This window comes from Fangia hongkongensis FSC776 = DSM 21703, from assembly GCF_000379445.1.
In the GTDB taxonomy this organism is placed as follows: Bacteria; Pseudomonadota; Gammaproteobacteria; order Francisellales; family Francisellaceae; genus Fangia; species Fangia hongkongensis.
On record NZ_KB902243.1, the window covers coordinates 52428 to 75525 of the forward strand.

Below are 23098 nucleotides of genomic sequence, written 5' to 3' on the forward strand. Positions count from 1 at the left end.
AGGGCTATGGATAAGAAAGAAGCTCGTTTACGCCGTGCAAAGCGTACACGTATTAAAATGAGAGAGCTTAACAAGGTGCGTTTGTGTGTTAATAAAACACCTCAGCATACTTATGCTCAAATTATCTCTGGCGATGGTTCTCAAGTGCTAGTTACTGCCTCTACAGTTGAAAAGTCAATTAAAGAGAATGTAAAACACGGCGGGAACGTCTCAGCAGCAGAAGTGATTGGAACAGAAATCGCTAAACGTGCTGTAGATAAAGGTATTACAGAGGTTGCATTTGATCGTTCTGGGTTTAAGTACCATGGGCGTGTAAAGGCCTTGGCTGATGCAGCAAGAAAACATGGTTTAAATTTTTAATTAAAGGCGACTATAAATGGCTAATGATATACAAAAAACTGACGGCTTAATCGAAAAGCTAGTTAGTGTAAAAAGACATGCCAAAACAGTAAAAGGCGGCAGAATCATGAGCTTTGCTGCCCTTGTCGTTGTTGGCGATGGTAAAGGTCGTGTTGGTATCGGTCGTGGTAAATCCCGTGAAGTGCCTGTTGCTATTCAAAAAGCAATGGAAAACGCACGTCGTAACATGGTTGAAGTAAGCCTAAACGGTGATACTTTATGGTACCCGACAACAGCAAACCATGGTGCCTCTAAAGTGTTTATGCAACCTGCTTCTGAAGGTACTGGTGTGATCGCCGGTGGTGCGATGCGTGCTGTTTTTGAAGTGGTTGGAATTCATAACGTTTTAGCGAAAACATATGGTTCAACAAACCCTGTGAATGTTGTACGTGCAACGATCAATGGCATGGCTAAGATCAAATCTCCAGAAGAAATTGCAGAGAAGCGTGGCTTGTCTGTTGAAGCAATTGAAGGGTGATTGATATGAGTAAAGCAACATTTAAAGTAACATTGACAAAGAGCCTGATTGGGCGCCAAGCTTCACATAAAGCCTGTGCGCATGGTCTTGGCCTTCGTAAGATTCGTCAAACAGTAGAGATCATTGACACACCAGCTAACCGTGGTATGGCAAATAAAATCTACTACATGGTGAACATAGAGGGGTAATTGACATGAGATTAAATGAACTTTCTCCAGCTCCAGGTTCTAAGCCAGCTGCTAAACGCGTAGGTCGCGGTATTGGTAGTGGTTCAGGCAAAACTTGTGGACGTGGACACAAAGGTCAAAAAGCACGTTCAGGCGGCTACCATAAAGTTGGTTTTGAAGGCGGACAAATGCCACTTCAAAGAAGACTACCAAAATTTGGTTTTACTTCTAAAAAATCACTTTATGTTGCTGAAATTCGTCTTAATGAGCTAAATAACATTGAAGCAGATGTAATTACTTTGGATACATTAAAAGACCAAGGTCTCGTCCGTAAAGATATGTTAAGAGCACGTATTATTGCAAGTGGTAAAGTTGAAAAAGCAGTCACAATCAATGGCTTACATTGCACAAAAGGTGCTAAAGCTGCGATTGAAGAAGCAGGTGGCAAGGTAGAGTAACTCTCAAATGGCTAAAACAAATCTAAACAAAGGAGGCGGCCTTAAGGAATTAAGAGCACGCCTTCTTTTTGTTCTCATCGGTATCATTGTTTTTAGATTAGGTGTGTATATTCCTATTCCTTATATTGATGCAGAGCAATTAAGTAAGTTGATGTCCTCTCAGTTAGGCGGAAATGGCCTGTTGAATATGTTTAACATGTTCTCGGGTGGTGCCTTAACTAAGCTGAGTATTTTTGCGCTGGGTGTGATGCCTTATATTTCAGCTTCAATTATATTTCAGATGATGACGGCTGTCTCACCGAAATTAATGGAGCTTAAGAAAGAGGGTGAATCTGGTCAGAAGAAGATTACTCAGTATACGCGATATGCAACATTAGGTTTGGCGATTATTCAGTCATTTGGTATTGCTGTGTACACATTTAACCAGCCGGGGCTTGTAGACATTGATTCTAGATTGATGTTCTATTTTGCAGCAATGGTTTCAATGACAACAGGAAGTATGTTCCTGATGTGGTTAGGTGAGCAAATGACAGAGCGTGGTATTGGTAATGGTATTTCCTTGCTGATATTCTCTGGTATTGTTGCGAACTTACCATTTGAAGTGAGCACAACGATATCACAAGCAAATCAAGGGGCTATCTCATATTTATCTGTATGGGTGCTATTGATTATTTTGCTTGCGGTTGTTGCTTTTGTTGTTTTTGTTGAGCGTGCGCAAAGACGTATTACAGTCAACTATGCAAAACGTCAGCAAGGTCGCAAAATGTATGCGGCGCAAACAAGCCATCTTCCTTTGAAACTAAATATGGCAGGAGTGATTCCGCCTATTTTTGCTTCTTCGATTTTGATGGTGCCTGGTATGCTATCAAGCTGGTTTGCATCATCACCATCATTAGGTTGGTTGGCTGAAATTGGCGAAGCGCTACAGCCGGGTAGTTTGTTGTATACTATTATCTTTGCGGCAGCGATTATATTTTTCTGCTTTTTTTACACAGCATTGGTATTTAATCCAAAAGAGACAGCAGATAATTTGAAAAAATCTGGTGCGTTTATCTCGGGTGTAAGGCCTGGTGAGCAAACAGCAAAATATATTGATTCAGTAATGAGTAAATTGACGTTGGTTGGTTCAATTTATATCACTGCAATTTGTTTACTGCCAATATTTGTAATGAACTTTTTTGGTCATGGCTTATCTTTCACATTTGGTGGAACATCACTTTTAATTGTGGTGGTGGTAATCATGGACTTTATGGCGCAAATTCAGTCGCATATGATGTCAACACAGTATGACTCATTGTTGAAAAAAGCAAATTTGAGCAATTACGGTAAATTATAATTTTAACAAAAATGAGGTAGACTAATGAAAGTTAGAGCGTCCGTAAAGAAAATCTGCAGAAACTGCAAGGTGATTAAACGTAACGGCGTTGTACGTGTTATCTGTACAGACCCACGTCATAAACAGCGTCAAGGTTAGAAAATAGACATGATGGCTTGCTTTTTAAAACAAAAAGCGCTATCTTATTGCACCTTGAGATTTTCAAAAAAATTTAAAATAAAACGATAGATGGAGTATTGTGAATGGCTCGTATAGCTGGGATTAACGTTCCTGATCATAAACATGCTGAGATTGCATTAACAGCGATTTATGGTATTGGACGTCCACGTGCACAGGAAATCTGTGCTGCATGTAGTATCGACCCAAGTCAAAAATTAAAAGACTTAACAGAAGAGCAGATTGAGTCTTTAAGAGCAGAGGTCGGAAAGTTTACAGTGGAAGGTGATCTTCGTCGTGAAGTTTCTATGAACATTAAGCGTTTAATGGACTTAGGAACTTACCGTGGTAGAAGACATCGTCGTAATTTACCTGTAAGAGGTCAGCGTACAAAAACAAATGCTCGTACGCGTAAAGGGCCAAGAAAGCCAATTAAGGCATAAGTACAATTATAACAAATAGGAATCGAACTTATGGCAAAAGCTGTAAAGGCTAAAAAGAAGAATAAAAAGAGCGTGCCTGATGCAATCGCGCACGTCCATGCTTCTTTTAACAACACCATTGTAACGATCACAGATAGACAAGGTAATGCTTTATCTTGGGCAACTTCTGGTGGTAGCGGTTTTCGTGGATCACGTAAAAGTACACCATTTGCAGCGCAAATTGCAGCTGAGCGTGCAGGTGAATCTGCATTAGAGTACGGTGTTAAGAATCTTGACGTTTTAATTAAGGGTCCAGGCCCTGGACGTGAGTCTGCTGTACGTGCACTTCATGCTAAAGGCTTTAAAGTGACAAGTATTACGGATGTAACACCATTACCTCATAATGGTTGCCGTCCACCGAAGAAACGTCGTGTATAAGATTGTAAGGTAAGTAAAATGGCTAGATACTTAGGACCTAAGTGTAAGCTTTCTCGCAGAGAAGGCACTGATCTTGAGCTAAAAAGTGGCGTAAGATCAATTGAAGAAAAATGTAAAATTAACACGCAGCCAGGTCAGCACGGTGCAAGAAGAGGGCGCCTTTCTGACTATGGTTTACAATTGCGTGAAAAGCAAAAAGTTCGTCGTATTTATGGTGTGCTAGAGAAGCAGTTTAGAAGATACTATACTGAAGCTGCTCGTCGTAAAGGCAACACTGGCGCAAACTTGTTAGTATTATTAGAAAGCCGTTTGGATAACGTTGTTTATCGTTTAGGTTTTGGTGCGACACGTGCGGAAGCAAGACAGCTTGTAACACATAAATCTATTATGGTTAATGGTCAAAAATGTAACATCCCTTCTTACTCATTGAAAGAGGGTGATACCGTTACAGTGACTGAGAAGTCTAAAAAGCAATTACGTATCCAAAATGCTTTAGAGCTTTCTAAGCAGCGTCCAAACATGAGCTGGATTGAGTTAGATGAAGCGAAGTTAGAAGGCACATTTAAATCTGCCCCTGACCGTGCTGAGTTATCTTCTGATATCAACGAGCAGCTTATTGTTGAAATGTACTCTAAGTAGTCGATAATTGGTTAACGGAGAGAGCTTGATGCAAACTTGTCCAACAGAAATTCACAAGCCAAAAATTGGTGAAGTGAAAGAGGTTAAAAAGAACTGTTATACAGTGACACTTAGCCCTTTTGCTCGCGGTTTTGGTCATGTTATGGGAAATGCTCTCAGAAGAATTTTACTCTCTTCAATTCCAGGTGCGGCAGTAACAGAAGTACAGCTTGATCAAGCTTTACATGAATATTGCACTTTAGATGGTGTGCAAGAAGATGTGGTTGAGATTTTGCTGAATCTTAAAAAACTTGCTGTCAGCCTTGAAAATGAAGCAGAAGAAGCTTATCTAACACTTGAAAAAACGGGTCCTGCCCTTGTGACTGCTGGCGATTTAGAGCTAAGCGGAAATGTGCAAGTAGCAGATCCTAACTATGTGATTGCGCACCTGAATGAAGGTGGTGCGATTAATATGACTTTGAAAGTCTTACAAGGTAGAGGATTTGTTCCATCTACAGTATATACACAGTCTCAAGAAGAAGATCTTTTGGTGGGATATATTCCGCTGGATGCTTCATTTAGCCCTGTTTTGGATGTGTCTTTTAAGGTGCTTGAAAATGATCAAGATAGCGAAATGCTAGAGATCTATATGCGCACAAAAGGGACAGTGAAGCCAGAAACAGCGGTTGAAATGGCAATGACTTACTTTTATGAGCAGATTGCTGTGTTTGTTGATTTGAAGGCACCTCTTGGGCGTAAGAGCCCTCAAGATACGCCAGAGATCGATCCACTTCTTTTAAGACCGGTTGAAGATTTGGAATTAACAGTAAGATCCGCAAACTGTTTAAAAGCGCAAAACATTCGCTTTTTGGGCGATTTGGTGCAATATCCAGAGTCAGATCTTATGCGTATTCCTAACTTGGGACGTAAGTCATTAAATGAAATTAAATCTGTTCTTGCAGAACGTGGTCTTTCTTTAGGCGTGAGAATTGAGAGTTGGCCACCAGAGCAGTTGATAAGTAAGTAATATATAATTTTAACTAGAAGGAAATTACTATGCGTCATCGTATGAGCGGTCGTAAATTTAGTAGAACGAGCAGTCATCGCAAGGCGATGTTTAGAAACATGTCAGCTTCATTGCTTAAGCATGAAGTGATTAAGACAACTTTGCCAAAAGCAAAAGAATTAAGAGGGTTTGTTGAACCTTTAATTACTTTAGCAAAGCGCGAAGTAGAATTACGTAAAAACGAATCTCAACTAGATGCAGTTGATTTTAAAGCACAGGTTGTTGCTTTAAGACGTCAAGCATTTAACTATCTTCGTAACAAGGCTGCTGTGAAGAAGCTTTTTGAAGAAGTTGGTCCTCGTTATGAGACAAGACCCGGTGGTTATACACGTGTTCTTAAATGTGGTTACCGTTTCGGTGATAAAGCGCCAATGGCATTTATCGAATTGGTTGACCGCCCTCAAGTTGTTGAGAGTGATATTGAGGAAGTAGAAGAAGCATAAGCTTTTAATTACTTTCAATTCTATCTTTTAAGGCCCATTAATATGGGTCTTTTTGTTTGTATTTTTCAAATTTCACCATCCATTTGTTTATCTTTTTTTTGCGCATACTATACTGTTACTATGTGTGTTTAAGAGTTTTTCTTTATGTATATTAGAAAGGTAGCGCTTGCCTCTTTATTGTTGGCTTCAGGCTCAGTGTTTGCTGATAATAATATTTCTTTGCCATCAACAAATTTCAACTTTGATATTCAAACAGTTTCTGCGCAGTCGACTTATCAACCATCAATTGCCTTTGTTAATGATGGAAAAACTTATATTAAGTTTCCACCAACTGTGACAAAAGATAATCTGCCAATTATTCTTGTTGATCAGCTGCCAAATCATTCAGCGCCGATAATCAGCTATCAAGGGAGTTATGTTGTGGTGAACCAGCCTGCAACGCAAGTAAAAATCTTTAACCCCAAAACGAGAAAGCTTTTGTATCAATTAAGACTGCAAAATCATTTTAATTATGGAGATGTTAAGCCATCGCCGTATATTTTACCTTATGAGTTTCAAGGCCTTTTTATGGGAATAAACTTAGGAATGGCAACGATCGATTCAAAAGGTTACAAACCTGCTGCTGGCATGAAGCTTGGCTATGATTGGTCACTGAGTAAAAAATATGGTTTTATGGCAGGTTTTGAACTTGGTGCTAATTATGATGGGCAAAAAACAACGGATTCACAAACAGTTAAAAGCTGGAATATGAATTTGATGTTTAGAGCAAAATATCAGTTTCAATCAGGGTTCAATCTTGTTGCTAAAGCAGGACCCGCTTATGTGTGGAATAGTGATCAAGCTAATGACAGCATCGATAACAGTATTGCAGCAAGAGCTGGAGTTCAAGCCGGTTATCTGTTCGCTAATGGCATAGGATTATCATTGGAATATGATCATTTATTCTCAAACTCAAAAGTAAACTCTGTGAATAGCTTTAGCGGTGGAGTGTCGTATATATTTTAATACATATTGTGAAGTAGATATTTGCCAGTGGTGTTAATGTGATAATAGAGATTGGGCATGGCGGAGAATAAATTAAATTTAAGACAATTGAAAGTCGCTTTACGAAAAAAGTCTGAATATGAATTAGTTGAAGAAATTGCAACCTTATATAAAAAATTTAATCAGGTAAAAGAGTATTATCAAGCATCCCTATTGAATAACGACGATGAAATTTTGGCACGATACAAAAAGATTGTTCAAGCTGAATATATTGAAGGCCCGAAGAGCCGTTCTCCTAAAATGCGTGCTTCAGTCGCACGAAAAGCAATATCAGATTATAAGAAAGTATCTTGTTCTGACCATGGTATAGCGGATTTGATGCTCACTTATGTTGAGTCTGGGATAATATGTGACCGTACTTATGGAGGTATAGATGAAAACTTCTATATCAGTATGGAAAGTATGTTTGAGTCAGCAGTGAAGTTCATTGTTGAAAAAGAGATGGTATCTCATTTTATTCATAGGATTCAACAAACTGTGGAGGATAGTGCTAATACTGGTTGGGGTTTTGGAGATCAGCTAAAAGATACATATGACATCTATGTGGTAGTTCAGACTTAATCTGACAATCAATCAGCAATCAAAGAGCGTTTCTGCCTCTTGGAACTCTTGATCAATCCCCCGTGAATTGGCGACGTAAGCATATTGCCGTTTAATGTAGACTGATTTTAACCATAAGATGGTGAGTAACAGGAATATTGATGCAATTATAGATTTGTAGTTGTCGATCCTCTGGTTTTCTCATATCCTACTCTTTAGTCTCATAGTGGATAGAGCTATGATAGATAGTGTTTGAATCTTGAAAGAGGCTGATGACTACCTTAAGTTGGCAGAAAAACTGCTTATTTCCTTGTCGCTGATGGTGAATTCCCCAGTTTTAAGGTGTGTGGGAGCAGGTGGTTCAAACGCGAAGATATCCTCAAATAGATTGAACAACAGAAAAATATAGAGGCGTAAAAATGAGTATTAGCCATAGCGCTACGCTGGGGAGGTTATATGACTAAAGAACAAGAGATCGAAAATGCTTTAATTGCAAAGCTTCAAGACCTTAAATATACCTATCGAGAAGATATAAGAGATAAAGCTAGCCTTGAGCAAAATTTTCGCGAGAAATTTGAAGCCCTGAATTATGTCCGACTTACTGATTCTGAGTTTGCGCGCTTGCGTGATGAAATCGTCAATTCTGATGTTTTTGTCGCAGCTAAAACTCTACGTGAACGTAATACCTTCCAGCGAGAAGACGGAACACCGTTGCAATACACTTTGGTCAATATCAAGGATTGGTGTAAAAATGAATTCGAAGTAATTAACCAATTTCGGATTAATACCGACAATAGCCATCACCGCTATGACGTTATTCTGTTAATAAACGGTGTTCCCGTAGTTCAAATAGAATTGAAAACGCTTGCCTTCACGCCACGCCGTGCCATGGAGCAAATTATCGAATATAAGAATGACATGGGTAATGGTTACACAAATACTCTCTTGTGTTTTATGCAGCTTTTTATTGTTAGTAACCGTGTCAATACACTTTATTTTGCCAATAACCATAATCAGCACTTTAGTTTTAACGCTGATGAGCGTTTTCTGCCGATTTATCAGCTTGCCAAAGAAGACAACACAAAAATCACCCATCTTGATGACTTTTCTGATAATTTACTAGCCAAATGCACCTTAGGCCAAATGATCAGCCGCTATATGGTATTGGTCGCCAGCGAGCAAAAGCTGATGATTATGCGCCCGTACCAAATCTATGCGGTAAAGGCGATTGTCGATTGTATTCATCAAAACCGAGGAAACGGCTATATCTGGCATACGACAGGCAGTGGAAAAACCCTTACTTCCTTTAAAGCTTCAACGCTGTTAAAAGACAACCCAGAGATTGATAAATGCCTGTTTGTAGTAGATCGTAAAGATCTTGATCGACAGACCCGTGAGGAATTCAATAAGTTTCAAGAGGGCTGTGTTGAAGGAAATACCAATACTGAGGCCTTGGTTCGCCGTATGTTGTCGGACGATTACGCCGATAAAGTTATTGTTACCACCATACAAAAGCTTGGTCTTGCGCTTGATGAAAATAGCAAACGCAATCAGCGGCATAAGCAAAATGGCAAACAGACTTACAAAGAACGCCTTGAGCCTTTACGAGATCAAAGGGTTGTTTTCATATTTGATGAATGTCATCGTTCTCAGTTCGGCGATAATCATCAAGCAATCAAAGCCTTCTTTCCTAAAGCGCAGTTATTCGGCTTCACAGGTACGCCGATCTTTGAAGATAATGCTACCTATAAGAAAATTGACGGCACCATAGGTTCATATAAAACCACTGAAGATATCTTTCAAAAGCAGTTACACGCCTATACCATCACTAACGCTATTGACGATCGTAATGTGCTACGCTTCCACATCGATTACTTCGGTGAGAAGCTAAAAGACGATACGAGTAATAAAAACAAAAATCCAAAACCTAAGATGCCATCGCCTGAATCCGTTGTTGGTGAAATACTAAAAAAGCATGATTCTGCTACCAACCAAAGGAGATTTAACGCGGTATTGGCTACAGCCTCTATTAATAGCGCTATTGAATACTATGAGCTATTCAAACAGGCGCAGGCCGAAAAGCTGGCCGAAGATGATAGCTATACACCGTTAAATATTGCCTGTGTATTCTCGCCGCCCGCCGAAGGCAACAAAGATGTGCAGCAGATTCAGGATGACTTGCCACAAGAAAAAGAAGATAATAAGCAAGCGCCTGATGAGAAAAAGGCAGCCCTGAAAACCATTATTACCGATTATAATGCCCAATACGGTACAAACCACACCATAAGTGAATTCGACTTGTATTATCAGGACGTGCAGCAACGGATTAAAGATCAGAAATACACCAATAAAGATTACCCACATAAAAATAAAATTGATATTGTGATTGTGGTCGATATGTTGCTCACGGGTTTTGATTCCAAATACCTCAACACTCTGTATGTGGATAAAAACCTAAAATACCACGGGCTAATTCAAGCCTTTTCACGTACAAATCGTGTGCTCAATGACACAAAACCTTATGGCAATATTTTGGATTTCCGTCATCAGGAAGCTGCGGTTAATACCGCTATTGCACGTTTCTCAGGGCAAGATAAAGACCGTGCCAAAGAGATATGGCTGGTTGACCCAGCATCGCAGGTTATTGAAAACTTAGATAGCGCCATCAGTAATCTTGAAAAGTTCATGGACTCGCAAGGGCTGTCTTGTACTCCTGAGAACGTGAACAACCTTAAAGGGGATGCTGCCAGAAGCGAATTTATTAACCGTTTTAAGGAAGTGCAGCGCTTAAAGACTCAGCTTGATCAATATACTGATCTGAATGAAGAGCAAATAGAAAGTGTCAATGCATTGCTTCCCGAAGAACAATTACGCGGATTTAAAGGGATGTATCTGGAAACAGCGCAACGCCTGAAGGCACAACAAGCTAAAGGCAGTGATGACCCTGATGATCCAGTGCAGCAGCTAGAGTTTGAATTGGTGTTGTTTGCCTCTGCCGTGATTGACTATGACTACATCATGGGCTTAATCGCTAAATCTACCGATGACGATAAACCAAGCAAGCACAAGATGAGCCGTCAGCAGTTGATCGACTTGATTAGCTCAAGCGCCAATTTGATGGGGGAACGCGATGATATTGTCGATTATATCAACAGTCTGCCAATTAATAAAAGCCTCAATGAAAAAGCAATTCGAGAAGGTTATCAACAGTTCAAGGCGGAAAAGTCCGACATAGAACTTGCCAACATTGCAGATAAACACAGCATTGCCCATGAAGCCTTGCAGGGTTTTGTGGATAGTATTTTGGATCGCATGATCTTCGATGGTGAACAGCTCAGTGATTTGCTAGAGCCATTAGATTTAGGCTGGAAAGCACGGACACAAGCCGAGTTGGCATTGATGGATGAGTTGATGCCATTACTCCATAAGCTCGCAGAAGGGCGGGAAATTTCGGGGTTGGCAGCATATGAGTAACAAAAATAAAAAAGGCTTAATGCAAGACCTCTTTCCCGCTGAGGGTAAAACCACTCCTACACTGCGTTTTCCGGAGTTTGAAGATGAAAAAGGGTGGGTTTATAGCCCATTAGAAAAAATTGCTACAATTGTAACAGGCAACACACCGAGTACTTCAGATGCTGCTAATTATGGAGGTACAAAAAACTTCGTATCACCAGCAGATATTTCAGATGGTCGTTTTGTAGAGGGAACAAAAACACTTCTTAGTGATGAGGGTTACTCGAAAACAAGAAAAATTCCAGCAGATAGCATACTTTTCGTATGTATTGGATCTACTATTGGGAAAGTTGCACAAAATACATTTGAATGCTCCACAAATCAGCAAATTAACTCTGTAATACCATTTGATAGAGTTTATAATGCATTTATTTATTACTCACTAAAACATATTTCTCTAAAAATAGCTGAGTTATCTGGAAAACAAGCAGTTCCAATTATTAATAAGTCTTTGTTCTCTTCTGTCGTAATTGGTATTCCATTTTTTGATGAACAACAAAAAATCGCCGATTGCCTGTCTTCACTAGATGAGTTGATCGCTGCGCATACCCAAAAGTACCAAGAACTCCAATGCTATAAAAAGGGATTGCTGCAAAACCTCTTCCCCACAAAAGGTGAAACTGTTCCCGAATTGCGTTTTCCTGAGTTTAAGAATGAGGGAAAATGGGAGTTTAGGAAACTTGCCGATAAGGATATATCTGACTTTGTAAAAAAGAGACTTCCCTTAAGTGAACTATCTATAAATACGTATGTTAGTACAGAAAATATCCTGGCAGATTTTGGTGGAATTGCGAAAGCTTCAAAATTACCGCCTTCCGGTTCGTTTACAGCTTATGAAAGTGGCGACATTTTAATTGCGAATATTCGTCCCTATTTAAAAAAGGTTTGGGTAGCGAATAGAAGCGGCGGTGCTTCAAATGATGTGATTGTTGTTCGGCCTAAGAATGGTAACGCCTTTTTATCCTGTATTTTAAAGAGTGAAGTATTTATAAATTATGTAATGCAGGGGGCAAAAGGCGTAAAAATGCCAAGAGGCGATATTGCTTTGATGAAGGAATATCCAGTTGCAGTACCAAATTCAGAAGAGCAACAAAAAATCGCCGATTGCCTGTCTTCCCTCGATAAGCTAATCACAACACAAGCACAAAAAATTGAAGAACTAAAATCCCATAAAAAAGGTTTGATGCAGCAGCTTTTCCCAGTCATGGGTGAGGTGACGACATGAAAAAGATTTTCACCTATCAAAATTTAAGAGGACTTGTTAATCGCCTGCGTGATGATTTGAATAATCAGGAACTTATTCTTCTTTATGCCTATAACCGAACGGGTAAAACACGGTTGTCTATGGATTTTAAAGATAAAGGAAAATATAAGAACGATGGTAAGCCTGACACACTTTATTTTAATGCTTTTACAGAGGACTTGTTTGCTTGGGAGAACGACCTAGAAAATGATTCTGCACGTGGGTTGCAAGTAAATCAGTATTCTAAGTTTTTTGATGGGTTTACCAATTTAGGGCTTGAACCAACCATTGATGAATATCTTAGTCGATATGCTGATTTTAACTTCGACTTTGAATATAAGGAAGTACAGCAAGGTGGTGAAGCATTTACCAAGCCCTACTTTGTAAAATTTAGTAAAGACGGTGAAGAAAACATAAAGATTTCCAGAGGCGAAGAAAGTATTTTTATCTGGTGTATATTTATGGCTATTTGTGAGCGAGTGCTTGACGGTCAAGAATCCTATCAATGGGTGAAATACATATACATTGATGATCCTGTTTCATCTCTTGATGATAACAACGCAATATCAGCTGCTTGTGATTTAGCCAAACTTCTTCGACGAGCAACCAGTCGTAAGAATGGAGACGGTGCGCCCAACCCGATGAAGATCGTTGTCTCATCACATCACTCACTCTTTTTTAATGTTATGTGCAATGAGATGGGGAGAGCAAAAGAGGGTGAGCCAAAAGTTAGACACAAGCAGTATTTTTTTCATCGCCCTAATAGTGAAAATCACTACACACTTCGTGCTACTGGAGACACGCCATATTTCCATCATGTAGCGACTTTATCGGAGCTGCACAGGGCTGCCGATCCTGAAAATGGCACGCTTTATACATTCCACTTCAATGCACTGCGTAGCATCATGGAGAAAACTTCTGCCTTTTTCGGTCATGCCGATATTGGTTTTTGTCTGAAAACCATTGATGACGATGAGAATAGTGCGTTATTTAACCGTGCCCTCAATCTATTGAGTCATGGAAAATATGCTATTCATGAGCCAACACCTATGGGCGAAGATAATCAGGATTTATTCCGGCAAATCCTAAGAGCATTTGTTAGCAGTTTTAAATTTTATCTGCCAGAAATACTAAACGAGAATTCTAGAAGGACAACACTGTGAACGAACAACAATTAAAAGACTTAGGTAAAACGCTTTGGGATATAGCAGATAATTTGCGCGGCGCGATGAATGCCGATGATTTTCGCGATTATATGCTTTCTTTCCTATTCTTACGCTACCTGTCAGACAATTACGAAGCTGCTGCTAAGAAAGAGCTTGGATCGGACTACCCAACGCTCGACGATGATGATAAACGCGCTCCGTTAAGTGTATGGTACGAGCAAAATGAAGAAGACGTTCCTGCCTTTGAGAAACAAATGCGCCGTAAAGTGCATTATGTTATTGAGCCAGCGCATCTGTGGAGCAGCATAGCAGAACTTGCTAGAACGCAACATGACGATCTTCTGCTGACTTTGCAACAAGGCTTTAAGTACATCGAAAATGAATCCTTTGAAAACAGCTTTCAGGGTTTATTCTCAGAGATTAATCTGGATTCTGAAAAGCTGGGCAAGAATTACAGCCTAAGAAATGCCAAACTTTGCACCATCATTACCAAAATTGCTGAGGGTATTTCAGGCTTTTCAACAGACAGCGACACCCTTGGTGATGCCTATGAATATCTTATTGGACAATTTGCCGCAGGCTCAGGTAAAAAGGCGGGTGAATTTTATACGCCGCAGCAAATTTCGACCATTTTATCTGAGATTGTCACCTTAGATAGCCAAGAGCCAGCAACAGGTAAGAAGAAAAAGCTTAACAAGGTATTGGACTTTGCGTGTGGCTCTGGTTCGCTTCTTTTAAATGTGCGTAACCAGCTAGGTCATCATGGTATTGGTAAAATTTACGGGCAAGAAAATAATATAACGACATACAACCTTGCTCGCATGAACATGCTTCTCCATGGTGTTAAGGATTCAGAGCTTGAGATTCATCATGGTGATTCATTACTTAATGACTGGGATTTGCTCAATGAAATGAATCCTGCTAAAAAGCTGCAATGTGATGCGGTGGTTGCTAACCCTCCATTTAGCTTGCGCTGGAGCCCAACGGAAGCGCTAGGTGATGACTTCCGCTTCAAGAGCTACGGACTTGCTCCAAAATCAGCGGCAGATTTTGCGTTTTTATTACATGGTTTCCATTTTTTAAGTGATGAAGGAACTATGGCTATAATCTTGCCACACGGAGTATTGTTCCGTGGCGGTGCAGAAGCTAGAATCCGTACCAAACTTTTAAAGGACAACAATATTGACACGGTAATTGGTTTGCCTGCGAATTTGTTCTTCTCTACGGGTATTCCGGTATGTATTCTTGTGTTGAAAAAGTGCAAGAAGCCTGATGATGTGCTTTTTATTAACGCAAGTGATGAGGAGCATTTTGAAAAGGGTAAGCGCCAAAATCGTCTTTTGCCAGAGCATATCAAGAAGATTATCGATACTTACCAATTTCGTAAGGAAAAGGAGCGTTACTCTCGTCGTGTATCAATGGAAGAAATCGAGAGGAACGATTTCAATCTCAATATCTCAAGATATGTGAGTACCGCCAAGCCTGAGAAAAAGGTTGATTTGTGCGCTGTTCATAAAGAGCTTGTGAATTTGGAAAAAAATATTGTTGTTGCAACGACTAAACATAACAAGTTTTTAGATGAGCTTGGTTTACCATTATTACCTCTCGCAGAGGACTAAAAGGATTTGAAATACTCTTGAGCCACCCTTAGAAAATGGGATGTGTCGTCTAAAGAACTAACAGAAAAAATGTAGTAAAGGTCAATATTATTGAAGTTATTAATTGAATGATTAATACATTTACATTGAAATAATTTGGTGGAGGCGGCGGGAGTTTTTTCGGCACTCAGCCTCCTGCTTCGTTTGAAAACCAGCCCTTTGCAGTCCATGCTTTGGGCGTTCGACAGGAAAAAGCTTAAGCGCTTTTTCTGATCAGTCTTACCCCGCGTCCCGCGGATCCAACGATATCAATGGTTGAATATATTAAACGCTGTATAGAGATTGTAAGAATAAAAACATCTGGTGGAGGCGGCGGGAGTTGAACCCGCGTCCGCAAATCCGCACTTTTCAGATCTACATGCTTAGATTTATCTATTGTATTTAACCGTATTCAGCCCGATAAATCAGGGCATAAATAAAGCGAGCCTTAAAATTTAACCTTAATAGTCAGGCACTATCTTGGCGAGCTTATGTAAAGGATGAACAAGCGTATGATAATACCCATAAGCGAGCGTTATCTGCTTGTGTGGTCTAGGTTATTAAGCTAGATTACGCAGCTTTTTCTTCTTCGCGACGAGCAAAAGATGCATCATTCGCTGGAGTGCGGCTGCTGCCACTGTTTTGGTTATTATTGCCAGTTATTAGCAAAATGTAACGTGTTTTACGAGGCGGATACACCCTCGGCATGCACTGGAAAAGCTTGTAATTCCCGTCGAAACCATTTTCGCCCCCAGAGTATGAGTATTGTAGAGCGTAACGTGGCTAAAAGCAAGCTGGCAGTTATTTTTGTGTAAACTAAGTGTTATCGTAAAATTACGATGGTACAATACTTTTTCATAGCCTGAGTATGATCCTTGTAATGTTTGACTCAGGTTTGTGATAGGTGTAAATAGGTAAATTGAATAAAATTCAGATTTAAGGGCAGAGAATAAATGACAGCAAAACAGGTCAATCGAGGTGCAGTAATTTCATTTATTGTTGGGGTGGTATTTATTGCTATTGCTATTTTAATTGCAACTTTTATCCCTGAGATTGAGCTGTCAAGAATGGTTAAAACAATAGTTGAGATTATATTGGCCCTTCCTTGGGTGGTTTTTATTGTTTTATTATTAATCTCATTGGTTAGAGGGTACTAAAATATATCCTCAAGTTATTCAACGAGAGTATCGATAAGCTTGAGTGCTTCATCTTGCGGCAGTGTTATTTGATCCTTCTCTTCACGTAAAAACTTAATGGTACAAGTTTTATTATCACACTCATTTTCAGCGATAATCAGCGCGAGTTTTGCCCCTGATTTATCAGCCTTTTTAAATTGAGATTTAAAACTGCCTAATGTATGGTTTTGTTCAATCTGTAAAAGAGGAGAGGCTGCTCGCAGCGTTTCAGTAAATTCAATTGCATTAAATATTGCCTTGTCATCTGAAATAACATAAATATCACAGCGCTTTGTTTTAATGTTCTGTTGAACCTCTTGAAGTAATAAGATGATTCTCTCTATCCCTATGGCAAAACCAACAGCAGGAGTTTGAGGACCACCTAGATTCTCAACAAGTGAGTTATAGCGACCACCTGCACAGATTGTACCTTGTGCACCTAGATCTTCAGTGACCCATTCAAACACGGTGTGGGAGTAATAATCAAGTCCTCTAACAAGGTGTGGGTTGATCGTAACGGGGATATTAAGCGCTTTTAGGTGTGTATAGAGCTTTTGAAACTCTCCTTTTGTCTCAGCGCTTAAAAACGCATCAAGCTTGGGGGCATTTTCTAAAAGTACCTGAGTAGTTTGATTTTTGCTGTCCAAGATGCGAAGTGGATTTTTAGTGAGTCGCCTTTGACTATCTTCATCAAGTTGATCTTTGATTGGCGTAAGATAGCTGATAAGTGCTTGTTTATATTTTTCTCTGTCCTCATTCGTGCCAAGGTTGTTGATCTGTAGCGTTACATTTTTATCCAAGCCCAGTGCTTGCCAAAAGCGCCAACTCAAAGCTAATAACTCAGCATCTTGTGTAATACTATCATGTCCATATACCTCGACACCAAATTGATAAAATTGGCGATAACGTCCCTTTTGCGGTCGCTCATAGCGATACATAGGACCCATATACCACAGTTTTTGCACTTGGTTTCGTGCTACCATCCCATGCTCGATAACAGCACGTACACAGCCTGCTGTACCCTCTGGCCTAAGTGTCAGCTTCTCATCACCTCTGTCTGTGAAATCATAAGTTTCTTTCTCAACGATATCAGTGCCATCACCCACACCGCGATGAAAAAGCTCACTTTTTTCCACAACAGGTAAGCGAATTTCCTGATAGCCATAGCTCGTTAATAAGGATTTTGCTGTGTTTTCAAAATGCTGCCAAAGTGGTATTTGTTGTGGCAGAATGTCATTCATTCCGCGAATCGCTTGAATTTTTGCCATAGTGATTTTATGTCCTTATTGTGTTAGAGGTAATCTTTAGGGGTATTATATCATCTGAAAACGCTTTTTGGCTTTATTTGATTTTAATTATGAGTATGATGCTGGCATAAAGCATTTGCCTATTTGCTGTTTGTACCACCCGCAAACCATTTTACCCTATTTCTGCCATTGAATTTCTTGTTCTTTTGAGTCATCAGATATTGCTAATAGTCCTAGCTATTACCTGCAACCCAATGACTCAAAACTATCAAAAACTTCTTCAACATTAAACACCGCAAAATGATTCGCGAGTGGTATATGATACATATCAATTGCTGATGCTTGCATTTTTTATGCAGGGTGATATGTTATCTGGGTCCCCACAATTTGAATAAAAGAGGCAGAAATTGCGTTACTTTCGATTGATCTTCGGTGTTGTAGATCGTGAGCGTATGCTCTATACCATGTTATATTCTTTGTTCTTTATTTCACTGACAAGTGCGACTTTAAGCGTGTTAGATGTGAGAAATTTTGAGTTTGAAGGCTATTCATTGAGCTTTGCTGTTGGGCTTTTATTTTTTCCATTGACCTTTGTGATCAGTAATTTTATTCAAGATAGGTATGATATTCGTACTGCCAACACGGTTGTATTTACAGCGCTTGTCGCTGATGGTGCGTTAATGTTGATGTTGTATATTACCTCCTCACTAGGGGAGAGTCAAAGTAGCTACGCTGTTTATAGTCCGCTTATCCGTGTTTGGAGTATCAGTTTTTTCAGCATTATTATTAGCTGTATCTTCAATAACATCATCTTTAAATATGTTAGAAAACACTTTAAAAGAGGGTTTTGGGGTGCTTTTGTATCCATTTTGACTTCTTCAACTATGGCTGAGATTATTTTAACGTGTATTTCATTGCCGCTGATTTTGTCGATGTCGCAAAATGTCTCAAGCTTAAGTTCAGTTATGCTGTTAAATCTTGTGTACAAATTTTCTTTTACAGGTGTTGCGTCTATTATTGTTGCATTCATTAAGACGCATATTGAGTATAAACGTGATTTTATTGAAAATAAAAAGTCTCTTTATGTAGCGGAGGTTTCGAAGCAGTCAATTGTATAAAGTTCATATGTATTTTGGAGTGATCTTAAAAGCTTCAATGCAGATGTAATGTATCAATAGTAGGTGGTAAAGGGTGAGTGAATCAAAAGTGGAGCGTGACACAAAACATTTTTGGCAATATTTTAAAAGAAATATGATCAATATGAAAGTGGCGGATATTGATAGAGAGACAACTGGGCAAATTGTGCTAAGGATTGCCTCAAATTGTGGGATGCGTAGTCTTTTTCATAATATTGGCAGTAGCTATTTTCTTCCAGAGGAGATTATTGAAAAGGATATTGAGTTATTCTCTTTAGATGAAAAGAAACTCATTTATGCTTGCCATTCGTACAATAATGCGTTACAACAGTTAGCAAATGGGGTTGATGTGTCATCAGTTGTTTTGTTTGGGGATAAAACAATGATTCAAATTTATAATCAGGCGAAAAATAGCACATTATGCTATGAGTTTGATGAAAGTCAATTTACTGAAATGATGAAAAAATACACATCAAGAAAAGAAATCCGCAAGTTATTACACGACTTGTTTGCACGTAAAAAGTGAGATCATGTATAAAGAATATTCTACTTTGTTTGCAACGAAATTGGGCTATATTACTGATATTTGCGCTGTTTCTTCTTCCTATACAGGGAAGATACCTGCAATTGAAAATAAGATTAATGAAAAAGATACCACCATTAAAAATTGGCTGTTTAATGCTAAGCTGCCAAGAAAGCCAAAGCGCATTCAAATAGCTGATGCGCTGGGTGTCTCTGAGGAATATCTATTTGATGATAGTATTGATGTTCAGGATGTGCGTGCCCCTGAAATCTATCAAAGCGAAGAGTGTTATTATATTCCTTTTATTCAGAGAGATAATGTTTTCTCATTTGAATCTAACCGGCCACAAGTAGTTGAAAGGCGTTTGCCTGTCATGTTGCCAATTATGGCTGAGCTGGTCGAGAAATACGGAAAATACATCTTTGCCACACAGATTAAAAATAGCGCTGAGGCTCATAATAGCGGTGTGCTGACAGCTATTTATACGAAACACAGTAAATATCAGGCTTTTCAGTTACTTATTTCACCTGATAAGAAAGGATTGCCAGCACTTAGAAAGGTAATTGAGGATGATGATGGGTTATTAAAACTTCAATACTTTGAGGCAGAGGAGGAAAGGCTCGAGTACATTAATCCTGAAAATCCACACTGGCTTGTGCTTTTTTCATTTCAACAGTCATTGCCTTAATGTGTCTGTAATATAAACTAAAATTATGCCAAGAGTTTATCTCTAAAAGTTTTTTTTAAAAAAATCAAATAACCTTATTGCTTTCTTCGTCAATAAATGTTTCTATATACACATAAAGAAACAAATCGATACTGACTTGCAGGAGGTATTATTTGTTGAATCGCTGACGTGGGGATACGGTGGCGACTGCCGGGGGGCAAAGTGCACCCAGTATTATGCTTGGCATAATACTGGCTCTGCATTAAATGCAATATTTTATCCAGCTTCCAATTATTTTAATCGCTCTAGCTTTGTCACAATTGGCGCGAGCAAAAATGCGCTTAAAATACCAATAAACACAGATAAGCCAAAATAGTGTACAACTGGTGTTTGACTGAAGATTAACAATCCAAATGATAAAATGGTGGTAATGGCAGATAAGAGTGTGGCAAGCATCGTGTTTTGAAAGCTGGAGCGTGTTTCAGCAAAAAAGAGAATATAGTCAACGGCAATGCCCAATACAAGTACCAATGCTAAGAGGTTGAACAGCGTTAAAGGCGTGCCTGTCAAACCCAATACGGCCAGTGACAATAAGGAGGCTGTTATCGGTGGCAGAATGTAAACAAGCGCTTTTTTGATAGATCGATAACGCCAGAGTAATAGCAGAAAAAGGGCAATAAAAACAACAATAAGCAATAGGCTAATATAATGGCGGTAGGTTTTAAAAACTGATGAGATTTCATCTGCTTTATTGATAAAAGTGGCATAATTGGATTTCTCTGTGATCTTTCGAATGCGCTTTTGATCCAACTTATCAGAGAGTAAAATAGCACTTGCGTATTGATGGTTTACCTTACCAAGGTATAAAAAGCGAAGTGGTTTTGATAGTGGGGAGTGGAGCCAGTTTGTAAGGGTTAGCGCTTTAAAAGGAATGTTAAGTAATTTGGCTTGAATTGCTTTAGCATCAACAGCTGATACACCTATTTGTGTTAAAAATGGAATCAGCTTGTTACTTATTAGCTCTTTTTGTAGCGCATAACTGTGTTTTTGCGTCTTTAGCTTAGGAAGGTAACTACTGATGGAGAGTCCAGTGCTATTTATCTCTGGGAATGCGGTTTTAATTTCATGATTAAGCGTATGTTCATTGGCGATAAGTTTATCAGGCGTGTTGCCAGTTACAATGATGTAACTCATGCCAACATCACTGCCAATAATTGATTTAATCTGAGCTTCATTGGCTTTGAGGCTTTTAGGCGTCGACTCCAAAATGCGAATATCATCATTGATTTTAAGCTGATACATCCCAATGGCAATAATGATAAATAAAAGGATAAAGAGAAAGAGAATTTTTCTAACTGATAGAGACTGCCAGAGTTTTAGATAGTAGGAGGAAAAGCGCAAAATGGCTGGATTTTTGTGGTAAATTTTGGCTTTGATTAAATAAGGAAACGCGCAAATAACACTTAGATAAGACATGCCAAGACCAACAATAGCAAAAATGGCAAGTTGCCTTAAGCCAGGAAAAGGCGCAATGGCAATCACCAGATAGGCAATGATAATATTGATGAGCCCAAGGGTAATGCCGGGGGCGATTTTTTTAAGCGCAGGCTTTGCTTTCCAGTTTTTTCCACCAAATCGCTGCTCGGCATAGTAGAAAAAGGCATAATCAACTGAAATTCCAATAAGGCTTGCCCCAAATACAAGGGTAAAGAGAAAAACACTGCCAAAGATTAAATAGGTCACCATAAAGGCGCTCACAAAACCAATCGCGCTTGAAAGCAGTGTTATAAACAACGGGCGGATGCTTAAAAAAGTAATGAGAATCAGTAGAATAATGCCAATAATTGACCCAATGCCAATGGTGGAAATATCAGCTCGTGCGCTATCTGCACCTGCTTTGGCATAAAATATCATTCCGGTTTTCAATATTGATGTACTTGGAAAATGCTCGGAAATTTGTGTATTTAGCGAGTCAATTAACGCGGTGATTTTATCTTGGTTTGACAGAGAAAAGCTATCTTCTTTAAGCGCTGCATTCACCATGACATACCATTTGCCATCATATTGTGTCATTAGGTGATTTTGATGCAAATTTAAATGGTTTGATGGTTTTGGTAAACTGAGCACAAAGTGTTGAAAGAGTGAAAATGGGTCATTTTTAATTAAATCTGAGCTGGTGATTCCCATGGGGCTATAGAGATTAAAAATAGCATTTTGAATGACTTGTTTGCTGTTATTTTGTAAAAAGAGCTTCTGGTCTTCAGGGGATAATAAAGATAATCTATAAGGATAATAAAAGCTTGCCCACGCCTGTTGCTCTTTATTATCAACGCCATTAGTCACTGAGTGAAAAAGTTTGGATTTCTGAAGTGTACTTGTTAGAAGATCACTGGCCTTTATTGCCTCACTTTGAGAAGTATTTCCGACAAGAAAGACCATCTGATCGCCAATTCGCTTTGCCAGAAGGTTTGATGCTTCAGTTACCGTGTTATTATGAGAGGCATTAGGCAAAAGCGATAACACATTTGTGTTAAGTGGAAAGCCATTTATCAAACTGACCACAAATCCTAAAAGTGCGCTGAGTGACAGCACTGCCCAAATAATAAAACGAAAGCGAAAAGCGTCAGTTTTCATAGTTGTTGTAGCGACCTTTTTTATTCTTAGCTTAGATAACAGCAGCCATGTTACGCGTATTTGTGATTAATTACTATACTTTACAATAGTGTTAAGGGGCAAACAGAAGGACTATGTATGAGTTTGATCATTGAGCCGACGGCAATATCTGCATTTTATACATTAGTGAAAGATGGTGAGCGAAAAAGTGGCATCGCCTTAGAGGATGACTTGCAAGCCTTCGTGGTATATGCGCTTTTGCGCAATATTGATAATAATACATTAAAAGAGTTTAGCTTTGCAGAAGCATTTTTAGAGGCTTTTCATAAAGATGATATTGCTCGGCTTGAAAAGCTGGTGGATCATTCGTTAATTTATGCAGGGTTATACCCCAAAAGGGCAGAGAAAATGGGTCTATCAAGAAGCTATTATCTTGATGTAGGCGTTATGGCTAGCGAACAGTTATCAAGCTATTATGCTAAAATTAAATCGTCTTATTATGAGGTATACTATAAGATTGCCTGCCAGTTTCATTCATTGGTTGAAGTATTAAAAGCATTTGTGGGGGTTAAAAAGTAAATTCACAATTTCTTAGTAATTAACATCCGCAAAA

General features: G+C 39.1%; 24 protein-coding genes and 1 other RNA gene. 22 read left to right on the plus strand and 3 right to left on the minus strand.

The window, feature by feature from the left end:
• The first annotated feature begins 6 nt into the window (after nucleotides 1-6).
• From rplR to A37Q_RS0103985, 17 genes are all read left to right on the plus strand, one after another.
• The gene (rplR, locus tag A37Q_RS0103910; RefSeq protein ID WP_018298968.1) at nucleotides 7-360 is read left to right on the plus strand and encodes a 50S ribosomal protein L18; all 354 of its coding nucleotides are present in this window, start codon (nucleotides 7-9) and stop codon (nucleotides 358-360) included.
• A gap of 16 nt (nucleotides 361-376) precedes the next feature.
• Nucleotides 377-877, plus strand: a complete 501-nt coding sequence (gene rpsE, locus A37Q_RS0103915) for a 30S ribosomal protein S5 (RefSeq protein WP_018298969.1) — start codon at nucleotides 377-379, stop codon at nucleotides 875-877.
• Nucleotides 878-882: 5 nt separating this feature from the next.
• On the plus strand, nucleotides 883-1065 hold the full coding sequence (rpmD, locus tag A37Q_RS0103920) for a 50S ribosomal protein L30 (protein WP_018298970.1): 183 nt from the start codon (nucleotides 883-885) through the stop codon (nucleotides 1063-1065).
• 5 nt (nucleotides 1066-1070) lie between these two features.
• Nucleotides 1071-1502 carry a 50S ribosomal protein L15 gene (gene rplO / locus A37Q_RS0103925; RefSeq protein ID WP_018298971.1) on the plus strand — a complete coding sequence of 144 codons (432 nt, stop codon included), beginning with the start codon at nucleotides 1071-1073 and terminating at the stop codon, nucleotides 1500-1502.
• A gap of 7 nt (nucleotides 1503-1509) precedes the next feature.
• Nucleotides 1510-2838, plus strand: a complete 1329-nt coding sequence (gene secY, locus A37Q_RS0103930; RefSeq protein WP_018298972.1) for a preprotein translocase subunit SecY — start codon at nucleotides 1510-1512, stop codon at nucleotides 2836-2838.
• Nucleotides 2839-2862: 24 nt separating this feature from the next.
• A complete protein-coding gene (rpmJ, locus tag A37Q_RS16085; RefSeq protein WP_083906973.1) occupies nucleotides 2863-2976 on the plus strand; it encodes a 50S ribosomal protein L36 in 114 nt (37 codons plus the stop codon).
• A gap of 104 nt (nucleotides 2977-3080) precedes the next feature.
• Nucleotides 3081-3437 carry a 30S ribosomal protein S13 gene (rpsM, locus tag A37Q_RS0103935; protein ID WP_018298973.1) on the plus strand — a complete coding sequence of 119 codons (357 nt, stop codon included), beginning with the start codon at nucleotides 3081-3083 and terminating at the stop codon, nucleotides 3435-3437.
• Between the two features lie 30 nt (nucleotides 3438-3467).
• Nucleotides 3468-3854 (plus strand): 30S ribosomal protein S11, encoded by a 387-nt coding sequence (gene rpsK, locus A37Q_RS0103940; RefSeq protein WP_018298974.1) that lies wholly within the window; start codon nucleotides 3468-3470, stop codon nucleotides 3852-3854.
• An 18-nt stretch (nucleotides 3855-3872) separates the two neighbouring features.
• Complete coding sequence (gene rpsD / locus A37Q_RS0103945; protein ID WP_018298975.1) at nucleotides 3873-4493, plus strand: 30S ribosomal protein S4; 621 nt, start codon at nucleotides 3873-3875, stop codon at nucleotides 4491-4493.
• 28 nt (nucleotides 4494-4521) lie between these two features.
• A complete protein-coding gene (locus A37Q_RS0103950; protein ID WP_018298976.1) occupies nucleotides 4522-5499 on the plus strand; it encodes a DNA-directed RNA polymerase subunit alpha in 978 nt (325 codons plus the stop codon).
• Nucleotides 5500-5528: 29 nt separating this feature from the next.
• On the plus strand, nucleotides 5529-5981 hold the full coding sequence (rplQ, locus tag A37Q_RS0103955) for a 50S ribosomal protein L17 (RefSeq protein ID WP_026196511.1): 453 nt from the start codon (nucleotides 5529-5531) through the stop codon (nucleotides 5979-5981).
• A 144-nt stretch (nucleotides 5982-6125) separates the two neighbouring features.
• Nucleotides 6126-6986, plus strand: coding sequence for an outer membrane beta-barrel protein (locus A37Q_RS0103960; protein WP_018298978.1), 861 nt, complete (start codon nucleotides 6126-6128; stop codon nucleotides 6984-6986).
• Nucleotides 6987-7043: 57 nt separating this feature from the next.
• The gene (locus tag A37Q_RS0103965) at nucleotides 7044-7586 is read left to right on the plus strand and encodes a DUF6155 family protein (RefSeq protein ID WP_018298979.1); all 543 of its coding nucleotides are present in this window, start codon (nucleotides 7044-7046) and stop codon (nucleotides 7584-7586) included.
• Between the two features lie 435 nt (nucleotides 7587-8021).
• Nucleotides 8022-11039, plus strand: coding sequence for a type I restriction endonuclease subunit R (locus A37Q_RS0103970; RefSeq protein ID WP_018298980.1), 3018 nt, complete (start codon nucleotides 8022-8024; stop codon nucleotides 11037-11039).
• Nucleotides 11032-12303: a restriction endonuclease subunit S gene (locus A37Q_RS0103975; RefSeq protein ID WP_018298981.1), complete on the plus strand. Its 1272-nt coding sequence runs from the start codon at nucleotides 11032-11034 to the stop codon at nucleotides 12301-12303. Before A37Q_RS0103970 ends, A37Q_RS0103975 begins: the two co-directional genes overlap by 8 nt.
• Nucleotides 12300-13484 carry an AAA family ATPase gene (locus A37Q_RS0103980; RefSeq protein WP_018298982.1) on the plus strand — a complete coding sequence of 395 codons (1185 nt, stop codon included), beginning with the start codon at nucleotides 12300-12302 and terminating at the stop codon, nucleotides 13482-13484. The genes A37Q_RS0103975 and A37Q_RS0103980 overlap by 4 nt, the downstream gene beginning before the upstream one ends.
• Entirely contained in the window at nucleotides 13481-15106 is a 1626-nt protein-coding gene (locus A37Q_RS0103985; protein WP_018298983.1) for a type I restriction-modification system subunit M, read from the plus strand. Before A37Q_RS0103980 ends, A37Q_RS0103985 begins: the two co-directional genes overlap by 4 nt.
• Before the next feature lie 340 nt (nucleotides 15107-15446).
• Here A37Q_RS0103985 and ssrA read toward each other — a convergent pair.
• Nucleotides 15447-15877: a transfer-messenger RNA gene (gene ssrA, locus A37Q_RS16090) on the minus strand.
• Nucleotides 15878-16077: 200 nt separating this feature from the next.
• On the opposite strand from ssrA, the gene A37Q_RS0103990 reads away from it, so the two are divergent.
• On the plus strand, nucleotides 16078-16281 hold the full coding sequence (locus tag A37Q_RS0103990; RefSeq protein WP_018298984.1) for a hypothetical protein: 204 nt from the start codon (nucleotides 16078-16080) through the stop codon (nucleotides 16279-16281).
• A 14-nt stretch (nucleotides 16282-16295) separates the two neighbouring features.
• Here the strand turns inward: A37Q_RS0103990 and hisS are convergent, their stop codons facing one another.
• A complete protein-coding gene (gene hisS, locus A37Q_RS0103995; protein ID WP_018298985.1) occupies nucleotides 16296-17567 on the minus strand; it encodes a histidine--tRNA ligase in 1272 nt (423 codons plus the stop codon).
• Between the two features lie 386 nt (nucleotides 17568-17953).
• Between hisS and A37Q_RS0104000 the strand changes: the two genes are divergently transcribed.
• The 3 genes from A37Q_RS0104000 to A37Q_RS0104010 all read left to right on the plus strand — a co-directional run bounded on the left by A37Q_RS0104000 (nucleotide 17954) and on the right by A37Q_RS0104010 (nucleotide 19893).
• On the plus strand, nucleotides 17954-18664 hold the full coding sequence (locus A37Q_RS0104000) for a VUT family protein (protein ID WP_018298987.1): 711 nt from the start codon (nucleotides 17954-17956) through the stop codon (nucleotides 18662-18664).
• Nucleotides 18665-18737: 73 nt separating this feature from the next.
• On the plus strand, nucleotides 18738-19208 hold the full coding sequence (locus A37Q_RS0104005) for a hypothetical protein (RefSeq protein WP_018298988.1): 471 nt from the start codon (nucleotides 18738-18740) through the stop codon (nucleotides 19206-19208).
• A 4-nt stretch (nucleotides 19209-19212) separates the two neighbouring features.
• Nucleotides 19213-19893 (plus strand): hypothetical protein, encoded by a 681-nt coding sequence (locus A37Q_RS0104010; RefSeq protein ID WP_018298989.1) that lies wholly within the window; start codon nucleotides 19213-19215, stop codon nucleotides 19891-19893.
• A gap of 270 nt (nucleotides 19894-20163) precedes the next feature.
• On the opposite strand, the gene A37Q_RS0104015 is transcribed toward A37Q_RS0104010, so the two are convergent.
• The gene (locus A37Q_RS0104015; protein WP_018298990.1) at nucleotides 20164-22506 is read right to left on the minus strand and encodes an MMPL family transporter; all 2343 of its coding nucleotides are present in this window, start codon (nucleotides 22504-22506) and stop codon (nucleotides 20164-20166) included.
• 117 nt (nucleotides 22507-22623) lie between these two features.
• Here A37Q_RS0104015 and A37Q_RS0104020 point away from each other — a divergent pair, with 117 nt between their 5' ends.
• Nucleotides 22624-23064, plus strand: coding sequence for a hypothetical protein (locus tag A37Q_RS0104020; protein WP_018298991.1), 441 nt, complete (start codon nucleotides 22624-22626; stop codon nucleotides 23062-23064).
• The last annotated feature ends 34 nt before the right edge of the window (nucleotides 23065-23098 follow it).